Annotated in this window: 21 protein-coding genes; 10 read left to right on the top strand and 11 right to left on the bottom strand. The window is 68.6% G+C overall.

Features of this window, described 5'->3' with window-relative positions; genetic code table 11:
* The first annotated feature begins 99 nt into the window (after nt 1-99).
* The 9 genes from HNP73_RS06450 (at nt 100) to HNP73_RS06410 (ending at nt 8,551) form a co-directional block, all read left to right on the top strand.
* Nucleotides 100-1,098 (top strand): BMP family lipoprotein, encoded by a 999-nt coding sequence (locus tag HNP73_RS06450; protein ID WP_184148064.1) that lies wholly within the window; start codon nt 100-102, stop codon nt 1,096-1,098.
* A 7-nt stretch (nt 1,099-1,105) separates the two neighbouring features.
* Nucleotides 1,106-2,689 carry an ABC transporter ATP-binding protein gene (locus HNP73_RS06445; protein WP_184147755.1) on the top strand — a complete coding sequence of 528 codons (1,584 nt, stop codon included), beginning with the start codon at nt 1,106-1,108 and terminating at the stop codon, nt 2,687-2,689.
* 129 nt (nt 2,690-2,818) lie between these two features.
* Nucleotides 2,819-3,523 carry an NYN domain-containing protein gene (locus tag HNP73_RS06440; RefSeq protein ID WP_184147754.1) on the top strand — a complete coding sequence of 235 codons (705 nt, stop codon included), beginning with the start codon at nt 2,819-2,821 and terminating at the stop codon, nt 3,521-3,523.
* On the top strand, nt 3,520-4,611 hold the full coding sequence (locus HNP73_RS06435; protein ID WP_184147753.1) for an ABC transporter permease: 1,092 nt from the start codon (nt 3,520-3,522) through the stop codon (nt 4,609-4,611). The genes HNP73_RS06440 and HNP73_RS06435 overlap by 4 nt, the downstream gene beginning before the upstream one ends.
* Nucleotides 4,611-5,579, top strand: a complete 969-nt coding sequence (locus HNP73_RS06430) for an ABC transporter permease (protein WP_184147752.1) — start codon at nt 4,611-4,613, stop codon at nt 5,577-5,579. Before HNP73_RS06435 ends, HNP73_RS06430 begins: the two co-directional genes overlap by 1 nt.
* 5 nt (nt 5,580-5,584) lie before the next feature.
* Nucleotides 5,585-6,376: a purine-nucleoside phosphorylase gene (locus HNP73_RS06425; RefSeq protein WP_184147751.1), complete on the top strand. Its 792-nt coding sequence runs from the start codon at nt 5,585-5,587 to the stop codon at nt 6,374-6,376.
* Between the two features lie 139 nt (nt 6,377-6,515).
* The gene (locus HNP73_RS06420; protein ID WP_184147750.1) at nt 6,516-7,427 is read left to right on the top strand and encodes a sulfite exporter TauE/SafE family protein; all 912 of its coding nucleotides are present in this window, start codon (nt 6,516-6,518) and stop codon (nt 7,425-7,427) included.
* On the top strand, nt 7,427-8,191 hold the full coding sequence (locus HNP73_RS06415; RefSeq protein WP_184147749.1) for a TIGR02186 family protein: 765 nt from the start codon (nt 7,427-7,429) through the stop codon (nt 8,189-8,191). Before HNP73_RS06420 ends, HNP73_RS06415 begins: the two co-directional genes overlap by 1 nt.
* A 153-nt stretch (nt 8,192-8,344) precedes the next feature.
* Nucleotides 8,345-8,551: a DUF1127 domain-containing protein gene (locus HNP73_RS06410; protein ID WP_184147748.1), complete on the top strand. Its 207-nt coding sequence runs from the start codon at nt 8,345-8,347 to the stop codon at nt 8,549-8,551.
* Here the strand turns inward: HNP73_RS06410 and HNP73_RS06405 are convergent.
* The 10 genes from HNP73_RS06405 to HNP73_RS06360 all read right to left on the bottom strand — a co-directional run bounded on the left by HNP73_RS06405 (nt 8,536) and on the right by HNP73_RS06360 (nt 18,401).
* Nucleotides 8,536-8,820 (bottom strand): hypothetical protein, encoded by a 285-nt coding sequence (locus tag HNP73_RS06405; protein WP_184147747.1) that lies wholly within the window; start codon nt 8,818-8,820, stop codon nt 8,536-8,538. The genes HNP73_RS06410 and HNP73_RS06405 overlap by 16 nt on opposite strands.
* A gap of 71 nt (nt 8,821-8,891) precedes the next feature.
* A complete protein-coding gene (folD, locus tag HNP73_RS06400; RefSeq protein WP_184147746.1) occupies nt 8,892-9,776 on the bottom strand; it encodes a bifunctional methylenetetrahydrofolate dehydrogenase/methenyltetrahydrofolate cyclohydrolase FolD in 885 nt (294 codons plus the stop codon).
* A complete protein-coding gene (locus HNP73_RS06395; RefSeq protein WP_246399550.1) occupies nt 9,773-10,072 on the bottom strand; it encodes a chorismate mutase in 300 nt (99 codons plus the stop codon). The genes folD and HNP73_RS06395 overlap by 4 nt, the downstream gene beginning before the upstream one ends.
* A gap of 52 nt (nt 10,073-10,124) precedes the next feature.
* Nucleotides 10,125-11,801 (bottom strand): formate--tetrahydrofolate ligase, encoded by a 1,677-nt coding sequence (locus HNP73_RS06390; protein ID WP_184147745.1) that lies wholly within the window; start codon nt 11,799-11,801, stop codon nt 10,125-10,127.
* A 19-nt stretch (nt 11,802-11,820) separates the two neighbouring features.
* Nucleotides 11,821-13,332, bottom strand: a complete 1,512-nt coding sequence (trpE, locus tag HNP73_RS06385) for an anthranilate synthase component I (RefSeq protein ID WP_184147744.1) — start codon at nt 13,330-13,332, stop codon at nt 11,821-11,823.
* 4 nt (nt 13,333-13,336) lie between these two features.
* A complete protein-coding gene (locus HNP73_RS06380; protein WP_184147743.1) occupies nt 13,337-15,214 on the bottom strand; it encodes a SurA N-terminal domain-containing protein in 1,878 nt (625 codons plus the stop codon).
* A 217-nt stretch (nt 15,215-15,431) separates the two neighbouring features.
* Nucleotides 15,432-15,707 (bottom strand): type II toxin-antitoxin system RelE/ParE family toxin, encoded by a 276-nt coding sequence (locus HNP73_RS06375; protein ID WP_184147742.1) that lies wholly within the window; start codon nt 15,705-15,707, stop codon nt 15,432-15,434.
* A gap of 4 nt (nt 15,708-15,711) precedes the next feature.
* Nucleotides 15,712-15,972, bottom strand: coding sequence for a hypothetical protein (locus HNP73_RS06370; protein ID WP_184147741.1), 261 nt, complete (start codon nt 15,970-15,972; stop codon nt 15,712-15,714).
* A 180-nt stretch (nt 15,973-16,152) separates the two neighbouring features.
* Nucleotides 16,153-17,337 (bottom strand): aminotransferase, encoded by a 1,185-nt coding sequence (locus tag HNP73_RS06365; RefSeq protein ID WP_184147740.1) that lies wholly within the window; start codon nt 17,335-17,337, stop codon nt 16,153-16,155.
* A 149-nt stretch (nt 17,338-17,486) separates the two neighbouring features.
* A complete protein-coding gene (locus tag HNP73_RS06360; RefSeq protein ID WP_221288230.1) occupies nt 17,487-18,401 on the bottom strand; it encodes a LysR family transcriptional regulator in 915 nt (304 codons plus the stop codon).
* A 76-nt stretch (nt 18,402-18,477) separates the two neighbouring features.
* Here HNP73_RS06360 and HNP73_RS06355 point away from each other — a divergent pair, with 76 nt between their 5' ends.
* Complete coding sequence (locus HNP73_RS06355; RefSeq protein ID WP_184147738.1) at nt 18,478-19,461, top strand: aldo/keto reductase; 984 nt, start codon at nt 18,478-18,480, stop codon at nt 19,459-19,461.
* A gap of 402 nt (nt 19,462-19,863) precedes the next feature.
* Here the strand turns inward: HNP73_RS06355 and HNP73_RS06350 are convergent, their stop codons facing one another.
* The gene (locus tag HNP73_RS06350) at nt 19,864-20,604 is read right to left on the bottom strand and encodes a YebC/PmpR family DNA-binding transcriptional regulator (RefSeq protein ID WP_184147737.1); all 741 of its coding nucleotides are present in this window, start codon (nt 20,602-20,604) and stop codon (nt 19,864-19,866) included.
* Between the last annotated feature and the right edge of the window lie 32 nt (nt 20,605-20,636).

Genomic DNA, 20,636 nt, shown 5'->3' with positions numbered 1-20,636 from the left:
CCGGGGGCCCATGGCCTTACTTGTCCCCGATGCGACCGCGCGAGGGGCGGGGCACGGCGCGACGTCAGCCCCGCGGCTTGTTTGGAGGTGGATTTCATGATGCTCGGAAAGACTCTGGCCGCGCTGGCGTTCGCATGCATGGCCGGGGCCGCGGCCCATGCCGCCGACGCCAACCCGGCGGTGATCTACGACCTTGGCGGCAAGTTCGACCGGTCATTCAATCAGGCCTCGTACGAGGGCGCCGAGCGTTTCAAGAGCGAGACCGGCATCGCCTACGAGGAGTTCGAGCTCCAGAACGACGCCCAGCGCGAGCAGGCGCTGCGCCGCTTTGCCGAGAAGGGCTACAACCCGATCATCGTCACCGGCTTCTCCTACGCCACCGCCATGAGCACCGTGGCGCCGGAGTTTCCCGAGACGAGCTTCGTCATCATCGACGAGCAGGTGGACCAGCCGAACGTCCGCTCGGTGAAGTTCGGCGAACAGGAAGGCAGCTACCTCGTCGGCCTTCTCGCGGCGATGGCGTCAAAGACCGGCAAGGTCGGCTTTGTCGGCGGCATGGACATCCCGCTGATCCAGAAGTTCGCCTGCGGCTACGTGCAGGGCGTCAAGGCGACGAACCCGGACGCCGAGGTGTTCCAGAACATGACCGGCACCACCGGCGCCGCGTGGAACGACCCGGTCCGGGGCGGCGAGCTGGCGAAGAGCCAGATGGATCGCGGCGCGGACGTGGTCTACCACGCGGCGGGCGGCACTGGCATCGGCGTGCTGCAGGCGGCGGCCGACGCGGGCAAGCTCGGGATCGGCGTCGACTCGAACCAGGACTACCTGCATCCGGGCAACGTGCTGACCTCGATGCTGAAGCGGGTCGATCTCGCCACCTACAACGCGATGATGGACGTGAAGGATGGCAAGTTCACCCCGGGCCTCCAGGTGCTCGGGCTCGCTCAGGATGGCGTCGGCTACTCGATCGACGAGTTCAACGAGAAGCTCATCACCCCGGAGATGAAGGATGCCGCCGAGGCGGCGAAGGCGAAGATCATTTCGGGCGAAATCGCGGTGCACGACTACAGCACGGACGGAAAGTGTCCTGTTTCCTGATCCGGTGATGCCCGGCGAGTCTCCCGGCTTGGGCTCCGGCGCGGGCGATCTGGCCATCGAGCTCGTCGGCATCTCGAAGAGCTTCGGTCCGGTGCAGGCGAACCGCGATATCGATCTCGCGGTTCATCGCGGCACGATCCATGGCATCGTCGGCGAGAACGGCGCGGGCAAGTCGACGCTCATGTCGATCCTATATGGCTTCTATCAGGCCGATTCCGGCGAGATCCGGGTGAACGGCAAGCCGACACGGATCCCCGACAGCCTCGCGGCGATCCGGGCGGGGATCGGGATGGTGCACCAGCACTTCATGCTGGTGGAGCCGTTCACCGTGCTGGAGAACGTCGTCCTCGGCGCCGAGGACGGGGCGTTGCTGCGGCCATCGCTCGCCAAGGCGCGGGCGGAACTGAAGCGGCTCGAGCGCGAGTACGAACTCGACGTTTCTCCCGACGCGGTTGTGGGCGAGCTTTCCGTCGGGTTGCAGCAGCGGGTGGAGATCCTGAAGGCGCTCTACCGCGAGTGCGATATCCTGATCCTCGACGAGCCGACCGGGGTCCTGACGCCGGCGGAGGCCGATCACCTGTTCCGCATCCTCGAACACCTGAAGTCCGAGGGGAAGACGATCATCCTCATCACCCACAAGCTGCGCGAGATCATGGCTGTCACCGACGCGGTGAGCGTGATGCGGCGGGGCGAGATGGTGAAGACGCTGACCACGTCGGAGACCTCGCCCGCCGAGATCGCGGAGCTGATGGTCGGGCGCCGCGTGCTGCTCAGGGTCGAGAAGGCGCCGGCCGTGCCGGGGCCGGCGATGCTCGACGTGGAGGGGCTGCGCCTCGTGGACGAGCAGGGCGTGGAGCGGCTGCGCGGCATCGGCCTGACACTGCGCGCGGGCGAGATCCTCGGTGTCGCGGGGGTCGCGGGCAACGGCCAGTCGGAGCTTCTGGAGGTCCTCGCCGGGGTCCGGCCCGCCACGAGCGGCAGCGTCCGGCTGAAGGGCGCGCCGCTCGATCTGTCGCGCTCGACGAACGCGGGCGACCGGCGGGAGGCGGGGATCGCGCATATCCCGGAGGACCGGCATCGGCGGGGGCTCGTCATGGCGTTTGACGAGTGGGAGAATTCCTGCCTCGGCTATCAGGGCGAGGCGCGGTTCCGTGGGCCGGCGCTCACCCTCGACCGGACGGCGATCCGCGACCATGCCCGCGAGGCGATCGAACGCTTCGATATCCGGCCCGCGTCCTGTGATCTCAAGACCGCGAACTTCTCCGGCGGCAACCAGCAGAAGATCGTCATCGCCCGCGAGATGGAGCGCGATCCCGACGTGCTCCTCGTGGGCCAGCCGACGCGGGGGGTCGACATCGGGGCGATCGAGTTCATCCACCGGCAGATCGTGGCGCTGCGCGACCGGGGCAAGGCGATCCTGCTGGTCTCGGTGGAGCTCGACGAAATCCGCGCCCTCGCCGACCGGATCATCGTGATGTTCGACGGCCGGATCTCGGGCGAGCGGCTGGCGGCGGAAACCGACGAGCGGGAACTCGGGCTGCTCATGGCGGGGATTGATCTGGTGGAACATGCGCAAACCGCATCGAATTGAGATGATCGCATTGAAAGAGGTAGCGTATGCCGCTACATTTGGAGCTATCCGCCCCTTGGCAGTACGCGTGGCTCCTCGTTATCCAGGGACGCGCCGACCCCTTGGGGCTTTTTGCCTTCCAGTCGCCCAATGAGCCAGGTCGCCATCCTTATCGACGGCGGTTATTTCATTAAGCGCCTCCCTGCGCTCCGACCCGGGATCGACATGAGCGATCCAGTGGCTGTCTGTACGACGATCAAGCGGATGATCACGGCGCATCTGGACCGGATCAATAAGATCGAGCGGAGGTCGCATGCACGCTCGCTGCTCTACCGTTCCTTCTACTACGATGCGCGGCCCTATCTTGACCGGGGCCATCTTCCGATCAGCCGAAAGGCGATCGACTATGCCAAGTCCGACGTTGCACGCTTTCAGCTCGCGCTCCACGACATGCTTCGGAAGACGGCCAACATGGCGGTTCGTCTCGGCGAGGTCCGGCGCGATCCAGCAAGCCTCTGGGAGCTGAAGCCCTCAGTGCTCACTGCTCTTGTGAAGGGCGAGAGAGAGTTTCCCTCGCTTGAGGATGCCGATTTTCGGCCGACGTTCCGACAAAAGGCGGTGGATATGCGGATCGGGCTCGATATCGCTTCACTCACGCTTAAGCGGCAAGTTGGGACCATCGTTCTGATAGCAGGTGACAGTGATTTCGTACCCGCTGCCAAACTTGCACGGCGGGAAGGGGTGAAGTTTCATCTCGACCCTTTGTGGCGCAGTGTTGAGCCTGGCCTTTTTGAGCACATCGACGGACTATATAGCGGCCTGCCGAGACCGAGGAAGCGGGAACCAGAGGCATGAAGTCCGCGCTTCCCCGCTGGGTCGATTTCGCGCTCATTCCGCTCCTGAACCTTGCGCTCGCGTTCTTCGTCGCGGGGCTCGTGGTTCTCGTGATCGGCGAGAATCCGATCGAGGCGATGCGGCTGCTGCTCGTGGGCAGCCTCGGGTCGTCCTACGGCATCGGCTATACGCTCTACTACGCCACCACCTTCGTCTTCACCGGGCTCTCGGTCGCGATCGCCTATCACGCCGGGCTCTTCAACATCGGCGCGGAGGGACAGGCGCAGCTCGGTGGCCTCGGGGTGGCGCTCGTCTGCCTCGCGCTGCCGTGGCCCGCATGGTGGCTGGCGCTGCCGGTCGCCATTCTCGGGGCGGGTCTCTTCGGCGCCGCATGGGCGGCGATCCCGGCCTATCTGCAGGCAAAGCGCGGCAGCCACGTGGTCATCACCACGATCATGTTCAACTTCATCGCCTCGGCGCTCATCGTCTACCTGCTCGTCAACGTGCTGAAGGTGCCGGGCTCGATGGCGCCGGAGACCGCGGGCTTTCCGCCGGGGACGTTCCTGCCCACCATGCAGGAGATGCTTGGCCGCGTCGGCGTCAGCGTCTCGAAGACGCCGCTGAACCTCTCGGGGATCCTCGCGCTCGTCGCCGCGTTCCTGACCTGGGTGCTGATCTGGCGGACGCGGCTCGGCTACGAGATCCGGGCCTTCGGCCATTCCGAGCCCGCGGCGGTCTATGCCGGCATCAGCCCGGTCAAAATCACCATGGTCGCCATGCTGCTTTCCGGCGCCATGGCCGGGATGATGGGGCTGAACGTGGTGATGGGCTTTCAGCACCGGCTGGTGCTCGACTACGTGGCCGGTGCGGGCTTCGTCGGCATTGCCGTGTCGCTGATGGGCCGCTCGCACCCGGTCGGGGTCGTGCTCGCGGCGATCCTCTTCGGGATGCTCTATCAGGGCGGCGCGGAACTTGCCTTCGACATGCCCTCGATCAGCCGCGACATGATCGTCGTCATTCAGGCGCTGGTCATCCTCTTCACCGGCGCGCTCGAAAACCTCGTGCGCCTGCCGGTGCAGCGGCTGTTCCTGCGCCGGAGGGCCGCGTGATGGATCTCGAGACCATCCTTCAGCTTGCCGGCGCCAGCCTTCGCCTCGCGACGCCCCTGCTGCTTGCCTGTCTCGCCGGGCTCTATTCCGAGCGGGCAGGCATCTTCGACATCGGCCTCGAGGGCAAGATGCTCGCGGCGGCCTTCGCGGCGGGGGCGGTCGCCGCCGTCACCGGCTCGGCGTGGATCGGGCTGCTTGCCGGCATCGCCGCGTCGGTCTGCCTCGCGCTGATCCACGGGCTTGCGTCCATCACGCTGAAGGGCAACCAGCTGATATCCGGGGTGGCGATCAACTTCCTGGCCTCGGGACTGACCGCGCTCATCGGCCAGAACTGGTTCGGCATGGGCGGCCAGACGCCGCAGTTGCAGGCGAGCCAGCGGTTCCTCGGGATAAGCTGGCCCTTCGTGGATCGGCTCGCGTCGGTACCGCTGCTCGGACCGCTCTACCGGCACGTCATCTCCGGCCACAACCTCCTCGTCTATGGCGCGCTGGCGGCGGTGCCGCTCACCTGGTGGGTGCTCTATCGCACGCGCTTCGGCCTCAGGCTGCGCGCGGTGGGCGAGAACCCGGCCGCGGTCGATACCGCGGGCGTCTCGGTCGTGCGGCTGCGCTATGGCGCGGTGGTGATCGCGGGCGTGCTCTGCGGCCTTGCCGGTGCCTACCTTTCCACCGCGATGGCGGCGGGATTTAACCGCGAGATGACTGCGGGCAAGGGCTTCATCGCGCTCGCGGCGCTCATCTTCGCCAAGTGGCGGCCATGGCCGGCGCTCGGGGCCTGCCTGCTCTTCGGGGCGCTGGAGGCGATCGGCATCCGCTATCAGGCAATCACCATCCCCGGGGTCGGGGTCGTGCCGGTGCAGCTCATGCAGGCGCTGCCCTACATCCTCACGGTCGTCATTCTCGCGGGCTTCGTCGGCAAGGCGATCCCGCCCAGGGCCGGCGGCCGGCCCTACGTCAAGGAACGCTGATCCCCATGACCGCCATCAAGACCATTCGAGAGCGCGCTGGCGCCGCGCCCGTGCGCCTCGGGCTGATCCTCGGCTCCGGGCTCGGCCATCTCGCCGACGCGGTGCAGGGCGTGGCGATCGACTACGCCGATCTTCCCGGCTTTCCGCACGCGGGGGTCTCCGGCCACCGACCCCGGCTGGTGGTGGGCGATCTGGAGGGCGTGCGGGTCGCGGTGCTCGGCGGGCGGACGCACTACTACGAGAAGGGCGATCCGGGCGTGATGCGCGCGCCGCTCGAGACGCTGCGTGACCTCGGGGTCGAGACGCTGCTCCTGACCAACGCGGCCGGCTCGTTCCGGCCCGAGGTGCCGCCGGGCGAGCTGATGCTCATTGCCGATCACATCAACTTCGCCGGGACGAATCCGCTTTTCGGTGAGCCGACCGACGCGCGGTTCGTGAACATGGTGGACGCCTATGATCCCGGCATCCGTGCCGCGCTCTCGGCCGCGGCGGCCGAGGAGGGCGTGGCGCTGCCCGAGGGGGTTTATGCCTGGTACTCCGGTCCGAGTTTCGAGACGCCGGCGGAGATCCGGGCGCTCGGGATCCTCGGCGCCGACGCGGTCGGCATGTCGACGGTGCCGGAGGTGATTCTCGCGCGCTTCCTCGGGCTCCGGGTCGCCGCGATCTCGACCATCACCAACATGGCCGCGGGCATGAGCAACGAGGCGATCAGCCACGAGCACACCAAGGCGATGGCGCCGCTCGGGGCAGCGAAGCTCGAGCGGGTGCTGCGGCGCTACCTCCGAACGCTCGGCTGAGGCCGCCGATCGGGTCCTGCCTGAGTCTCTGGGGCCACAGGAGCGGGCTTTCGCGTAACATGACGGCTTCGTGCTGGCCCCACGGGGATCCAGCGGCTAGGCTCGGGGCCACTCCCCCGACCCCGGCGCCTACGGTATCATGCAGATCTATCTCCCGATCGCGGAAGTCTCGGTCAATGGGCTGGGGCTTCTGGTCATCGGTGCGATGGTGGGGCTGCTCTCCGGGCTTTTCGGCGTCGGTGGGGGCTTCATCCTGACGCCGCTCCTGTTCTTCATCGGCATCCCGCCGACCGTCGCCGTTGCTTCGGCGGCGAACCAGATCGCCGGGTCGTCGTTCTCCGCCTTCCTCGCCCACATGCGCCGCAAGACGGTGGATTTCCGCATGGGGAGCGTGCTGCTCGTCGGCGGTCTTCTGGGATCCTTCCTCGGGGTGCGGGCCTTCGAGATCCTGCGCTCCAAGGGTCAGTTCGAGCTGGTGGTGAGCCTGCTCTACGTGCTGATGCTTGGCACCGTCGGCGGGCTGATGCTGGTCGAAAGCGTGCGCACGCTGCGGCGGGCCAAGGATCCGAACGCCGCGCTCGTCCGGCGCAAGCGCCACACCTGGGCGCACGGCCTGCCGCTGAAGATGCGGTTCCACACCTCGAAGCTCTACGTGAGCGCAATCCCGCCCTTCGTGATCGGGCTGGTCGTCGGTGTCCTTGCGGCGATCATGGGGGTCGGCGGCGGCTTCATCATGGTGCCGGCGATGATTTATCTGATCGGCATGCCGACCAAGGTGGTCGTCGGGACGTCGGTGTTCCAGTTCCTGTTCGTCACCGCCTTCACCGCGATCCTGCACTCGCTGCAGAGCGGCTCGGTCGACGTGCTCCTCGCGGTCATCCTGCTGGTCGGCGGCGTGATCGGGGCACAGGTCGGCGTCGCGCTCGCGGCGCGGCTCCGGGCGGAGCAGCTCCGCATCCTGCTCGCGCTCCTCGTCATCGGCGTCTGCCTGAAGCTCGCGCTGGATCTGGTGCTGACGCCGGATGATCTCTACTCGCTCACCAGCCCGTGATGCTGCGTCTTCTCGCGCTCCTGTTCCTCTGCCTCGCGGTGCCCGCGCTCGCCGAGGAGACGGTCGTGACCGGGATCTCCACCGACAAGATCGCGCTCAACGCCAACTTCAACGGCTCGGAGCTCTTCGTCTTCGGGGCGATCCGCCGGGACGGGCCGATCCCGACCGATGCCGGGCCGCTTGATGTGGTCATCACGATCAAGGGCCCGCCGCGGCAGGTGACGGTGCGGCGGAAGTCGCGGGTGCTTGGCATCTGGGTCAACACCGCGAGCCTCAAGGTGCGGCAGGCGCCAAGCTTCTACGCCATCGCATCGACGCGGCCGGTGGCCGAGCTGCTCGATGAGACCGACCGGCTGCGATACGGCATCGGCATGGACGAGGCGGTGCGCCGGGTCGCGGGGAGCGACACGATCGAGGACTCGGCGCCGTTCACCGCGGCCGTCATCCGCCTGCGCACCGAGAGCGGCAGCTATGCCGAACTCGACCGCAGCGTGGTCCTGTCGGAGGACACGCTGTTCCAGACCCGCATCGACATGCCGTCGAACCTCGTCGAGGGCGACTATGCCGCCCAGTTCTTCCTGGTCCGGCAGGGCAAGGTCCTGAGCACGGCGGAGACGACGATCCTCGTGGAGAAGACCGGGATCGAGCGGTGGATCTACAATCTCTCGCGACAGCAGCCGCTCCTCTACGGTGTTCTCGCGGTGCTGGTGGCGTTCGCCGCCGGATGGCTCGCGGCGGAGGCTTTCAGGCTGGCGAAGCGCTGAAGGTGTTGCGCCGGGCGCATGGCAGGCTTCTCGAAACGATCGTTGTGCAGTGCAGCACACTGGCTATCTTGGTGTCACGAAGCGAGGCCACGGACGGCCTCGAGATGGCCAGCGGACGGACCGCCGTCCCGCACGACAGCCAAGGAGGCTCACATGGCTCACGCTCTTACCAATTCCGCCGCTGCCGCCAGCGGACTCGGCCTCATCGACCGTGTCCGCGCCGCGTTCGCACGGTATCGCGCCTACCGGAACACCCTGATCGAGCTTCAGTCGCTCAGCAGCCGCGAACTTGCCGATCTCGGCCTGTCGCGTGCCAGCGTCCGTGACGTGGCGCGTGAAGCGGCCTACAGCCGGTTCTGAGGCGGGGTTCGGCCTCGCCGCGTGCGAAGCAGCAGTTCCAGTTCGAGCCGGCGGTTGTAGACCGCCCGCTCGGCAAGCTTCAGAACCTGAAGCATGGCCTCCCGCGTGCACGCATCGCAGGAGGTCGTCGCATATTCGGACCTGCGGAGCGTGACGGCTCGCTCCGCCCGATCGAGCCGGGCGCGGGCGATTCCGATGCGGGCGCTCTCGATCTCCGCCCGGGTGTGCCTGGTGAAGCGGTCGTGCAGCATGGTAATCGAACTGCGCACGCTCGAAACAGTTCCTGCAATTGGTGCATGACAGAGCGCCTGCGACGCTCGGTCGCGCGCGACCGGCGGGTTCAGGCCGCTCCGGCGAGTTCCGGCACATCGTGCAGGCGGCAGTAGGCCGTCAGCGTGTTCGCCAGCAGGCAGGCGATGGTCATCGGCCCGACCCCACCCGGAACCGGGGTGATCGCTCCGGCAACCTCGATGGCCGACGCAAAATCCACGTCGCCCACCAGACGTGACTTGCCGTCTTCCTCGATCCGGTTGATGCCGACGTCGATCACCGTCGCGCCCGGACGGATCCAGTCGCCCTTCACCAGCCGTGGCTGGCCGACCGCCGCCACGAGAATCTCGGCCCGGCGGCAGACTTCCGCGAGATCGCGGGTCCGCGAATGCGCGACCGTCACCGTGCAGTTCTCCCGGAGGAGAAGCTGCGCCATCGGCTTGCCGACGATGTTCGAGCGGCCGACCACCACCGCCTCGCGCCCGGCAAGACTTCCGAGCCGGTCCTTCAGGAGCATGAGGCAACCGAGCGGCGTACAGGGCACCATTGCCGCCTGCCCGGTGGCGAGGCGGCCGACGTTCGTCACATGGAAGCCGTCCACGTCCTTCGCCGGGTCGACCGCGTCCAGCACCCGCAGCGTGTCGATCTGCGGCGGCAGGGGAAGCTGCACCAGAATGCCGTGGATCGTCGGATCGGCGTTCAGCCGGGCGATGTGCTGCAGAAGCTCGCTCTCGGACGTGTCGGCGCCGAGGCGGACCTCTTCGGAGCGCATGCCCGCCTCGATCGTCTGCTTGCGCTTGTTGCGCACGTAGACCTGGCTTGCCGGATCGTCACCGACGAGGATGACCGCCAGTCCGGGCACCATCTCGTTGTCACCAAGCTCGGCGACCCGCGCCGCGACGCGGGCGCGCACGGTGGCGGCGAAGGCCTTGCCGTCGATGATGTCTGCGGTCATTGCGGGTTCCTCTCGCCGAGCACCCGTTCCTCCCGGGCGATCGACCACTCGATGATCTGGCGCCAGAGTGCTTCCACGAAAGCGACATCGAGGCCGCTGTCTGCGGCGACGGCGCGGGCATTGGCCACGACCTCCTCCACACGTGGAGTGATCCGGGCCGGCAAGCCCTCGACCGTCTTGATGGCGATCGCCCGGTCGATGCAGGCGGCACGTTGGACGAGGAGCGCCACGAGCTCGCGATCGAGGCGGTCGATTTCGGCGCGCACCGGCGCCATGGCAGGATGGCTTGTGGTCATGGCCGGGGCTTAGACCCATGGCTCCCCGGGGGCAAGCCGGCGCGGCGCCGCCTCAGAACAGACCTTCGACCCGACCCTCGGAATCGAGGTGGATCGAGGCGGCCGCCGGCACCCGGGGCAGGCCGGGCATCGTCATGATGTCGCCGCAGATCACCACGATGAAGCCCGCGCCCGCGGCGAGGCGCACCTCGCGCACCGGCACCTCGAATCCGGTCGGGGCGCCGAGCCGGGTCGGGTCGGTCGAGAAGGAATATTGCGTCTTGGCCATGCAGACCGGCAGATGGCCGTAGCCCTCGGCCTCCCACGCCGCGAGCTGCCCGCGGATCCGCGGCGGCACGATGACCTCGTCGGCCCGGTAGATGCGGGTGGCGACCGTCTCGATCTTTTCGAGAAGCGGCATGTCGTCGGGATAGAGCGGGTCGAACTGCGCGACGCCCGATGTCGCCAGGCGATGGACCTCGCGGCCGAGGTCGAGCGCGCCCTTCGAGCCCTCGGCCCAGTGGTTGCAGAGGATCGCGCGCGTTCCGTGCCGGGCGACGAAGTTCTCGACGGCGCGGATCTCGGACTGCGTGTCGCTGGTGAAGCCGTTGATCGCCACGACGACCGGCACGCCGTAGCTGTGCACGTTCTCGATGTGCCGCCCGAGGTTGGCGCAGCCACGGATGACCGCGTCGACGTCCTCATGGCCGAGATCGCCGCGCGCCACGCCGCCGTTCATCTTGAGCGCGCGCACCGTGGCGACGATGACCGCCGCGTCCGGGCGCAGGCCGGCGGCGCGGCACTTGATGTCCATGAACTTTTCGGCGCCGAGATCCGCTCCGAAGCCCGCTTCCGTCACCACGATGTCGGCGAGACCGAGGCCGGCGCGCGTGGCGATGACCGAATTGCAGCCGTGGGCGATGTTGGCGAACGGGCCGCCGTGCACGAAGGCCGGCGTGCCTTCGAGAGTCTGGACGAGGTTCGGCAGCACCGCCTGCGCGAGGAGAACGGCCATCGCGCCGTCGGCGCCAAGCTCGCGCGCATGCACCGGACGGCGGTCGTAGGTCTGGCCGATGACGATGGCGCCGAGCCGGCGCTCGAGATCGGCGAGATCGGTGGCGAGGCAGAGAATCGCCATGACCTCCGAGGCTACGGTGATGTCGAAGCCGCTCTGCCGGGGCAGGCCGTTCTGCGGCCCGCCGAGCGAGGTCACGATGTCACGCAGCGCCCGGTCGTTCATGTCCATCACCCGCCGCCATGTGACGCGGCGCGGGTCGATGCCGAGAACGTTGCCCCAGTGAATGTGGTTGTCGATGAGCGCGGCGAGCAGGTTGTGGGCAGAGGTGATCGCGTGGAAGTCGCCGGTGAAGTGGAGGTTGATGTCCTCCATGGGAATGACCTGAGCGTAGCCGCCACCGGCCGCCCCGCCCTTCATGCCGAAGCAGGGGCCGAGCGAGGGCTCCCGCAGGCAGATCGCCGCGCGGTGGCCGAGGGCGGAGAGCGCATCGCCGAGGCCGACGGTCGTCGTGGTCTTGCCCTCACCCGCGGGCGTCGGGCTGATCGCGGTCACGAGCACCAGCTTGCCCTGCGGCCGGTCGGCGAGCGAGGCGAGAAACGCCTGATCAAGCTTCGCCTTGGTGCGCCCGTAGGGCTGGAGCGCGGTCTCGGGGATGCCGAGCCCGGCCGCGATCTCGGCGATGGGGCGCGGGCTAGCCGCGCGGGCGATGTCGATGTCGGACGGCTGGGCCACTCTGGGTCTTCCCCGGAAATCAGTTGCCGCGGCCAATGCCGGTGAAGAGTCCGGCGTCACGCGCGGCTTGCCGGAGGGCGCGCGCCTTGTTCTCGCTTTCCTCGAACTCCGACTGCGGGTCGCTGTCGTAGACGACGCCGCCGCCGGCCTGGATGTAGAGCGTCCCGTCCTTCACCACGGCGGTGCGGAGCGCGATGCAGATGTCCATGTCGCCGCCCGAGGAGAAGTATCCGACACCACCGCCGTAGACGCCGCGCTTTTCCATCTCGAGCTCGTCGATGATCTGCATCGCCCGGACCTTCGGCGCCCCCGAAACGGTCCCGGCAGGGAGTCCCGCGAGGAGGGCCGAGAGCGCGTCGTGGTCGGGCGAGAGCTTTCCGTCGACGTTCGAGACGATGTGCATCACGTGGCTGTAACGCTCGATGATGAACTGCTCGTTCGGGTCGATGGTGCCGATCTGCGCCACCCGGCCCACATCGTTGCGGCCGAGATCGAGCAGCATCAGGTGTTCGGCGCGTTCCTTCGGGTCGGCGAGCAGCTCGGCCTCGAGCGCCAGATCCTCGACCGCCGTGGCGCCACGGCGCCGGGTGCCGGCGATCGGGCGGATCGTCACGGTATCGCCCTTCACCCGCACGAGGATTTCCGGGCTCGCGCCGACGACCTGAAAGCCGCCGAAGTTGAAGTAGAACATGTAGGGCGAGGGATTCGTCCGCCGCAGCGCGCGGTAGAGTGCGAAGGGCGGCAGCTCGAACGGCACCGCCCAGCGTTGCGACGGCACCACCTGAAAGATGTCGCCGGCGCGGACGTACTCCTTCGCCTTTTCCACCATGGCGAGATACTGCGCATGGGTGGTGTTCGAGACCGGCTCGGCCGGCGTGGCGGCGCCGAGGTCGCGGCTCAGTTGCGCCGGGGTGCGGTCGAGGTCGCGCACCGCGTCCATCACCCGCTCCGCCGCCTGTGCATAGGCGGCACGGGCCGAGAGCCCGCTGCCGGCCCATGCCGGGCAGACCACCGTGACCTCGCCCTTCACCCCGTCGACGATCAGCACGACCGAGGGCCGAAGCATGATCGCGTCAGGCAGCCCGAGCGGGTCGGGGTTCACATCCGGCAGGTGCTCGACGAGGCGCACCATGTCGTATCCGAGATAGCCGAAGAGCCCCGCGGCCATCGGCGGCAGGTCGTCGGGAAGCTCGATCCGGGTTTCGGCGATCACCTCGCGGAGCGAGGCGAGCGGGTCGATGCCCACGTCCTGCCAGGCGTCGGGATCAAAGCGCGCCGAGCGGTTCACCCGGGCCGCCCCGTCGCGGCACTCCCACACGAGATCAGGCTTCATGCCCATGATCGAGTAGCGGCCGCGCACCTCGCCGCCGGTGACGCTTTCCAGCAGGAAGCTGTCCTTGCGCGCCTCGGTCAGCTTCAGCATCAGCGAGACCGGCGTGTCGAGGTCGGCGACGAGGCGGGTGTAGACCACCTGGTTCCGGCCAGCGTCGAAGGCGCTGGCGAAGTCGTCGAAGGCGGGCAGGAGTTGCATGAGCTTACGGGAACCGCGAGAGGGTCGACTCGACCAGCGACTGGTTGACCTTTACGCCGGCCGCGTTGCGCAGCGCCCCGGTGTAGAGCGCGAGGATGTCGCCATGGATCTGCTCGTCGAACTGCTGCTGCAGGCGGGCGAGGATCGGGGTGTTGGCCGGGTCTGCGAGGTCAAGCGGCGTGGTGCCCGTCAGGACCGCGACGATCACCGTATCGCCGTCCCGGCGGCTGACGGCGCCGCCCGGCGCGGCGGCGAAGATGTCGGCGATGAGCTCGGCCGGAGCGCCGGGCAGCGTGTCGCCCCGGGTGAGCGGTCCGGCGGTCTGGATCGCGACATCGAGCCGCTTGGCGAGCTCGGCGAGGCCGGTGCCGTCCGTCAGGGTCGCGACATCGGCATCGGCGAGCTTCTGGAGCGCCGTCGCAGTCTGGTCCGAAGTCCAGTCGGCCGCCACGCGCTCGCGGATCTCGGCGAGCGGGATCGCGGCTGGCGGGTCGATGCTGTCGACGCGCAGCGTGGCGATGCCGCCGTCGGCGAGCTGGATCGGGTCGGACTCCTCGCCGACGCTCGCCTGATCGGCGGCGGTGCGGAAGGCGGGGTCGGCGGCGATGCCGCCCGTCGTCTCGGCGTTCAGGCTGATGTGGCCGAGCTCCATCACCGTCTCGGAGGCGATCTCCTCGAGCGTCGCGCCGCCGGCCACCAGATCCTCGATGTGCGGGCCGTCGTCGGAAATCTGCTTCCTCGCGTGTTCGAGGGCGATTGTCTTCGCAAGCTCGGCCTTCGCCTCCTCGAATGGCACGGTCTTTGCGGCCATCACGGCGTTCACCCGGTAGAGCGACGGGCCGAGCGGCGTCTCGACCGGGCCGACGATGCCGGGGCCGGCGGCGCCGAAGACCGCGTCCCGGGCTGAGTCCGCGACGTCGGCGGCGGTGACGGTGCCCTGATCGGTATCGCCGGGCTTCAGGCCGCGCTCGGTGGCGAGCGCGTCGAAGTCGATCTCACCCTTGTCGAGCCGGGCCTTGGCGGCGGTCGCCTCCTCCAGCGTGCCGAAGGCGATGCGGTCCAGGGCGCGGCGCTCCGGCGTCTGGAAGCGCTCGGGCTGGGCGTCGTAGGCGGCGCGCAGGTCGGCGTCCGGGATCTCGATCGTCGCGGCGAGGGTCTCGGGGCTGACCGAGGCATAGCTCACCTGCCGCGTCTCCGGGCGGGTGTAGCGATCGGCCGCATGGGCGTCGTGGAACGCGGTGAGATCGGCGTCCGTCGGCGCCGGGATCGGCGCGGGCAGCTGCGTTGCGTCGAGCCGGATCCACTCGAACGTGCGCTTCTCACCGAGGAATGACAGGATGGTCTCGGCTTCCGTCGCGGGAACCTGCGCGGCGGCGGGGATAGCGCTCGCCAGAAGGTTGCGCGACGCCTCGGCCCGGAGCAGCGCCTCGAACTGGTCGGCCCGCAGACCCGCGCGTTGCAGCGCGGCCTCGTAGGTCGCCTTGTCGAACTGTCCCGACGCGCCCTGGAAGGCCGGGGTCGCGAGCACCTGCGCCCGGACCGCATCGTCACCGGTGGAGATGCCGAGCCGCTCCGCCTCGCCGTCGAGGGTGGCATCGTTCACCAGCCGGCCGAGCACCATGCCGTCAATGCCGTACTTGCGCGCCTCGGCCATGGGCAGCGAGCGGCCCACCTGCTCCTGGACGACACGCAGTTCCTGCTGCATCGCCCGGACATAGTCGTCGGCGGTGACCTTCTGATCACCGACCGTGGCGATGTCGGCACCGCCCCCGAGGCCGCCGCCCACGCCGATGCCGAAGCCGGCGAGGCCGATCATGATCGCCACCATCAACGCCCAGACGAAAATGCCCGAGCGCTTGTTGTTACGGAAGCTTCCGAGCATCGCAGTCCACCGGCCGGGGAAAAGGTGGCCCGGGTCTACGCGGTGATCGCCCGGGTGGCAAGTGTCGGGCGCGGCGCGTTGACCGCGGTGTGAGGATGCGAGCCCAAGTTCGCACGGCACATGCACCGCGCGTGCACGGCCCCTGGTGAAGTGGTTCCGCGCCATGGGCAGGGCGAAGCCGACTGGAAAGGCCGACTGAGAGATCGTGCGATGACCCCTACCGGTCTCGGCTCGGATGGAAGACGTACAGGATCTCGACCGCATCTCCCGTGACCCGGTAGGAAACGACGTAGCCATAGCGAGGGACGATCAGGATCCGGCCGAGACCACGCTCCTCGCGCCGGCCCATGGCGGGATGGTCTGCGAGAAGCGTGACGCTCGCTTCGATCGCCGCGATAACCCGGCCAGCGGCGGCAGGGCTGCGCTCGGTGAGCCACGCGTGAATGCCGGCGAGATCGGCGAGCGCCTGTCGGCTGAACCGGACGTGGGCCAATCACTCAGCCGCGATGGCGGGCGAAGAACTCCCGGACTTCGGCCTCGGAGGCCGGATCGAACGGTGCCGCATGACGCCGCACGATCTCTGCACGCTCCGCATCGTTGAATGCGGGCGGCGCGGCGTGGGTCGCGACGTAGGCCTCAATCAGCGCGGCGAGCCCGTCTTGCGCGTCGGGCGGGAGCGCGGCGCGGGCTTCAGTGAGGGCGGTGTCGAGACGGGCGTTCATGGGTCGAGATGTAGCGGAAATCGCCACGTCGTCCAAGCATCCGTGTCGGTGGGGCGTTCCGGTTTGGTGTGAAGCGGCCCCCTTCGACCCGGTCCCGGTGGACAAGGGCGCCGCGGCGTGGCTGCGCCGATTCTTCGCCTGCGCTGCAAAGCCTGCGATAGTGCGCGGTCTTAGTGCCTCCCTGCCACTCCTAAAACAGACGGAGCAATCTCAGCCCTATCCCACCTTTTCCCCCACCCCCGCCAGCCTCTCCCCCAGCACCCCCAGCCCCTCCACCCCGACGTTGGCGAAGGCGAGCCGGAGCTGGCGTTTGGCGCGCTCGTCGCCATCGGGGGCGAACATGGTGCCGGGGAGCATGAGGAGGGACTGGTCGCGGACCAGCTTGGGGCAGAGCTCGCTCGAGGGGATGTCGAACGGGTGCTCGACGTAGGCGAAGTAGGCGCCGCAGCCTAAGACCCGCCAGCCGGGGAGGGCCGAAAGGGCGGCGAAGGCGGCGTCGCGGCGGCGGAGGATTTCGAGGCGCTCGGCGGCGAGCCAGTCGCCGAGGTTGCGCAGGCCCCAGAGGGCGGATTTCTGGCCCAGTTGCGGCGGGCAGATCGTCACGGTGTCGAGGATCTTCTCGGCCTCGGCCAGGCGGTCCGGCGAGGCGATCATCGCGCCGGTGCGGTGGCCGGTGAGGCGGAAGGACTTCGAGAACGAGTAGAGGTGGATGAGCGTGTCGCGCCAGCCCGCGTCGGTGAAGAGGTCGTGCGGGCGCTCGGTGGAGCTCGCGAAATCGCGATACGTCTCGTCGAGGACGAGGGCGCCGCCGCGGGAGCCCGCGAGCTCGGCGAAGCCCGCGATGAGGGCGGGCGGATATTCCGCGCCGGTCGGGTTGTTCGGGGTGACGAGGGCGACGGCGCGGGTGCGCGGCGTCCAGAGAGCGGCCGCGGCCGCGAGGTCGGGCAGCATCGCGTCGTCGCAGGGCAGCGGGATCGCCTCGATGCCGCAGAGGTCGAGCCACATCTTGTGGTTGAAGTACCAAGGCACGGGCAGGAGGACCGCGTCGCCGGGCTCGGCGAGGGTCATGATCGCGGTGGCGAAGGCCTGGTTGCAGCCGGCGGTGATCGCCACGTCCTCGGGCTCGATCGCGCCGCCGTAGGCCGCCGACCAGCGCCATGCGATCTCCGAGCGCAGCGCGGGCAGGCCGAGGACCGGGCCATAGAGGTGGGTGTCGTCCTCGGCGCGCACCATCTCGGCCATCGCCTCGCGCAGCGCCTCGGGCGGCGGCTCGACGGGGGCGGCCTGCGAGAGGTTGATGAGCGGGCGGCCCGACGGCATGTCGACGCCCGCGAGCCAGCGGCGGGCCTCCATCACCGGCGGGGCAGCGGTTCGCGCGACGAGGGGGTTCAGGGGCGGCATGGGGCTGGCTCCGGCATTCGGCTTCTCAAGGGGGAACCGTATGCCGTGGGGGACGGCTGGCGCAAGCGGCGGGCGGCTGGTTCAGCGGGTGCGTGCAAGCTGCAGAGGCCAGGGCCGATCGGCCGATCGGCCGGTACGGATGGCGCTGGTCAGGTCTCCGGAGGCAACTCCAGCTCGGTTTTCGAGGCGTGGATCAGGTCGGCCAGAAACTCGCTCACCGCCCTGACGCGGCGCGACTGGGCGAGGTCGGAGTGGACCGCGAGCCAGATGTCCTGATCGATGCCGAGATCATCCTGCACGCACACCAGGTCATTCAGCCGCCCGAGGAAATGCGGCAGGATGGCCAGCCCGATCCCGGCCACCGCTGCCGAGAGCTGCGCCGACAGGGTCGTGGTCGCGAGCACGGGCGGCTGACCGCGCAGCGCCCGCTCGATCCAGCGGGCGGCTGGCAGGTGGGCGTGGGTCTCGCACCAGCCGATGAAGCGGTCGGCCCCCGGCCCGGCAGTCCCCTGCCGCCGCGCTGCATGGACCCGTGACGCGTAGAGACCGAAGCCGAGCGTGCCGAGCCGGCGGATCGTGACATTGCCACGCTCGGGCTTGACCAGCCTGACGGCCAGATCGGCGTCGCGCCGATGCAGGTTGACCGTCTGGATGTCGGTGACGACTTCGAGCGTCAGGTCGGGGAAGCGGCCGAACAACCGCGGCGTCGCCGGGATGATGACATGGTTCGCGAGCGTCTCGGCCGTCGCGAGTCGAACCCGGCCGGCGACTTCCGTGTGCGCGGCCGACCCGTCGGCGAAGGCTTCCGCCGCCTGCTCCAGCGCTTCCGCACGCTCCAGCAGCGCGGTTCCGTCATCGGTGAGGCGGCAGCCGTTCTGGTGCCGGCTGAACAGCGCCAGTCCGAGGGCGGCCTCCAGTCGCTCGATCTGTCGCGAGACGGTGGCGAGACCAAGCCCGAGGGTCTCCGCCGCGCCGCTGAGCGAGCCGCTCCGCGCAATGGCGAGGAACACCCGCGCGTCGTCCCATCGCAGGCGGTTCGCGCCGCGTTTTCCGATATCGGACATCGGATATCGATTTTCAGAGGGTTGTCGCATCAATAAGGAAAACCATCCTTGGAAGCAGCAAGCAAGGAGCAGTGCAGTGCAACATCGAACGCTCGGGCGTGATCTGTCGGTTTCGGCCATCGGTCTCGGCTGCATGGGAATGAGCGAGTTCTACGGCCCTCGGGACGACGCGGAATCCCTCGCGGTGCTGCGGCGGGCGGTCGAGCAGGGCATCGACTTTCTCGACACCGCCGACATCTATGGCCCCCACCACAACGAAGACCTGATCGGCCGCTTCCTCGCCGAAACCGGCGCAGCGGTGAAGATCGCCACAAAGTTCGGCATCGTCCGCAAGCCCGACGAATACGCGCGCACCATCGACAACAGCGCCGGCTACATGCGCCAGGCCTGCGAAAGCTCGCTCCGGCGGCTCGGTGTCGAGCGGATCGACCTCTACTACGTCCACCGCCTCGACCGGGAGCGGCCCATCGAGGAGACGATGGAGGCGCTGGCCGATCTCCGGCAGGAAGGCAAGATCGGCCACATCGGGCTCTGCGAGGTCAGTGCCGCGACCCTGCGCCGGGCCCATGCCGTTCATCCGGTCACGGCGGTGCAGACCGAATACTCGCTCTGGAGCCGTGACGTGGAGGCCGGGGTCCTGCCGGCCTGCCGTGAGCTCGGCATCGGGTTCGTGGCCTATTCGCCGCTGGGGCGCGGATTTCTCACCGGCCGCTTTCAGGCTGGAAGCGCGTTCGAGGAAGGTGATTTCCGTGCCGGCTTGCCACGCTTCGCGCCGGAGAATGCGGCCGCGAACGGCGCGCTGGTCGAGATCGCGCGTGGGATCGCAGCCGGGAAGGGCTGCTCGGCGGCTCAGGTCGCGCTGGCGTGGCTGCTCGCCAAGGGATACGACATCGTGCCGATCCCCGGCACCAAGCGGCTGAAGTACCTCGACGACAATGTAGCGGCGGTTTCCGTCAGCCTGAGCGAGGCGGAGCAAACCGTCCTCGATCAGGCCCTCTCCCGCCTGCCGGTCGCGGGCGAGCGCTATACACCCGAAGGCATGAAGGGCATCAACATGTGAGCGCCCCGAAGCGGGATCGCGCCTCCGGGGCTGCGCGGCCCCGGTAGAGGCTCACCGGCGAGGTCCCTCCCCGGCGTGACTGGCGAGCCGGCGGCGCCACTCCAGGCATGAAAACGTGGTTAACGGCCAGGCGCCCCTGAAGGGAACCATAGGCCCGGTCAGGAGGCGGGTGAAACGATTGTTGTTCGCGCGGTTAACGGCGCGGATTCCGGGAGATGCGGGCGGCTCCGGTCCGGCCCGCGCTGCCGGCCCCTTCCGGCAAGGACCGCACGGGCGGGAAGGGCAGTCGGGTGCCGTTCGTCGCCGGAGCCTGGCGCCGACGGGCCGCCGCCAGTCTTGCCGCCCGTGCGGACGACCGCGCGGACGACCGGCTGATCCTGAGGCGATCAGCCGGAAAGCGCCTCAGAGCTGCGCCATCACCTCGTCGGAGAACTCGACGTTCGCCGTCACCGACTGGACGTCATCGTCGTCCTCCAGCGCCTCGATGAGCTTGATCAGGCTCTGCGCCGCTTCGAGCGGCAGCTCGGTCGTGGTCTGCGGCCGCCAGACGAGCTTCACGTGCTCGGCTTCGCCAAGCTTGGCCTCGAGGGCGGACGAGACCTCGGCGAGGTCGCTGTCGGCGCACCAGATCACGTGGCTTTCCTCGTCGGATTCCACGTCCTCGGCGCCGGCATCGATCGCGGCTTCCATGATGTCGTCCTCGGAGCCGGTCGACGCCGGATAGACGATCTGGCCCTTGCGGTCGAACATGAAGGCGACCGAGCCGGTCTCGCCGAGGTTGCCGCCGCGCTTGGAGAACGTCGAGCGGATGTTCGAGGCGGTGCGGTTGCGGTTGTCGGTCAGCGCCTCGACGATGATCGCGACACCGCTCGGGCCGTAGCCCTCGTAGCGGATTTCCTCGTAGTTCTCCGAGTCGCCGCCCATGGCCTTCTTGATCGCCCGGTCGATGTTGTCCTTGGGCATCGAGTTGGACTTGGCCTCTTTCACCGCGAGGCGAAGGCGGGGATTCTTGTCAGGATCAGGGTCGCCCATCTTGGCGGCAACGGTGATTTCCTTGGAGAACTTGGAGAACAGCTTCGACCGGGCGGCGTCCTGCCGGCCCTTGCGATGCTGGATGTTGGCCCATTTGGAATGGCCGGCCATGGTTGGCTCCGGGGCTTGGGATGAATGCGGGT

Origin of the sequence: Amaricoccus macauensis (assembly GCF_014201905.1) — a bacterium.
GTDB lineage: Bacteria > Pseudomonadota > Alphaproteobacteria > Rhodobacterales > Rhodobacteraceae > Amaricoccus > Amaricoccus macauensis.
The sequence above is the reverse complement of the archived record's forward strand: the minus strand, read 5'-3'. Positions and strand labels throughout refer to the sequence as shown.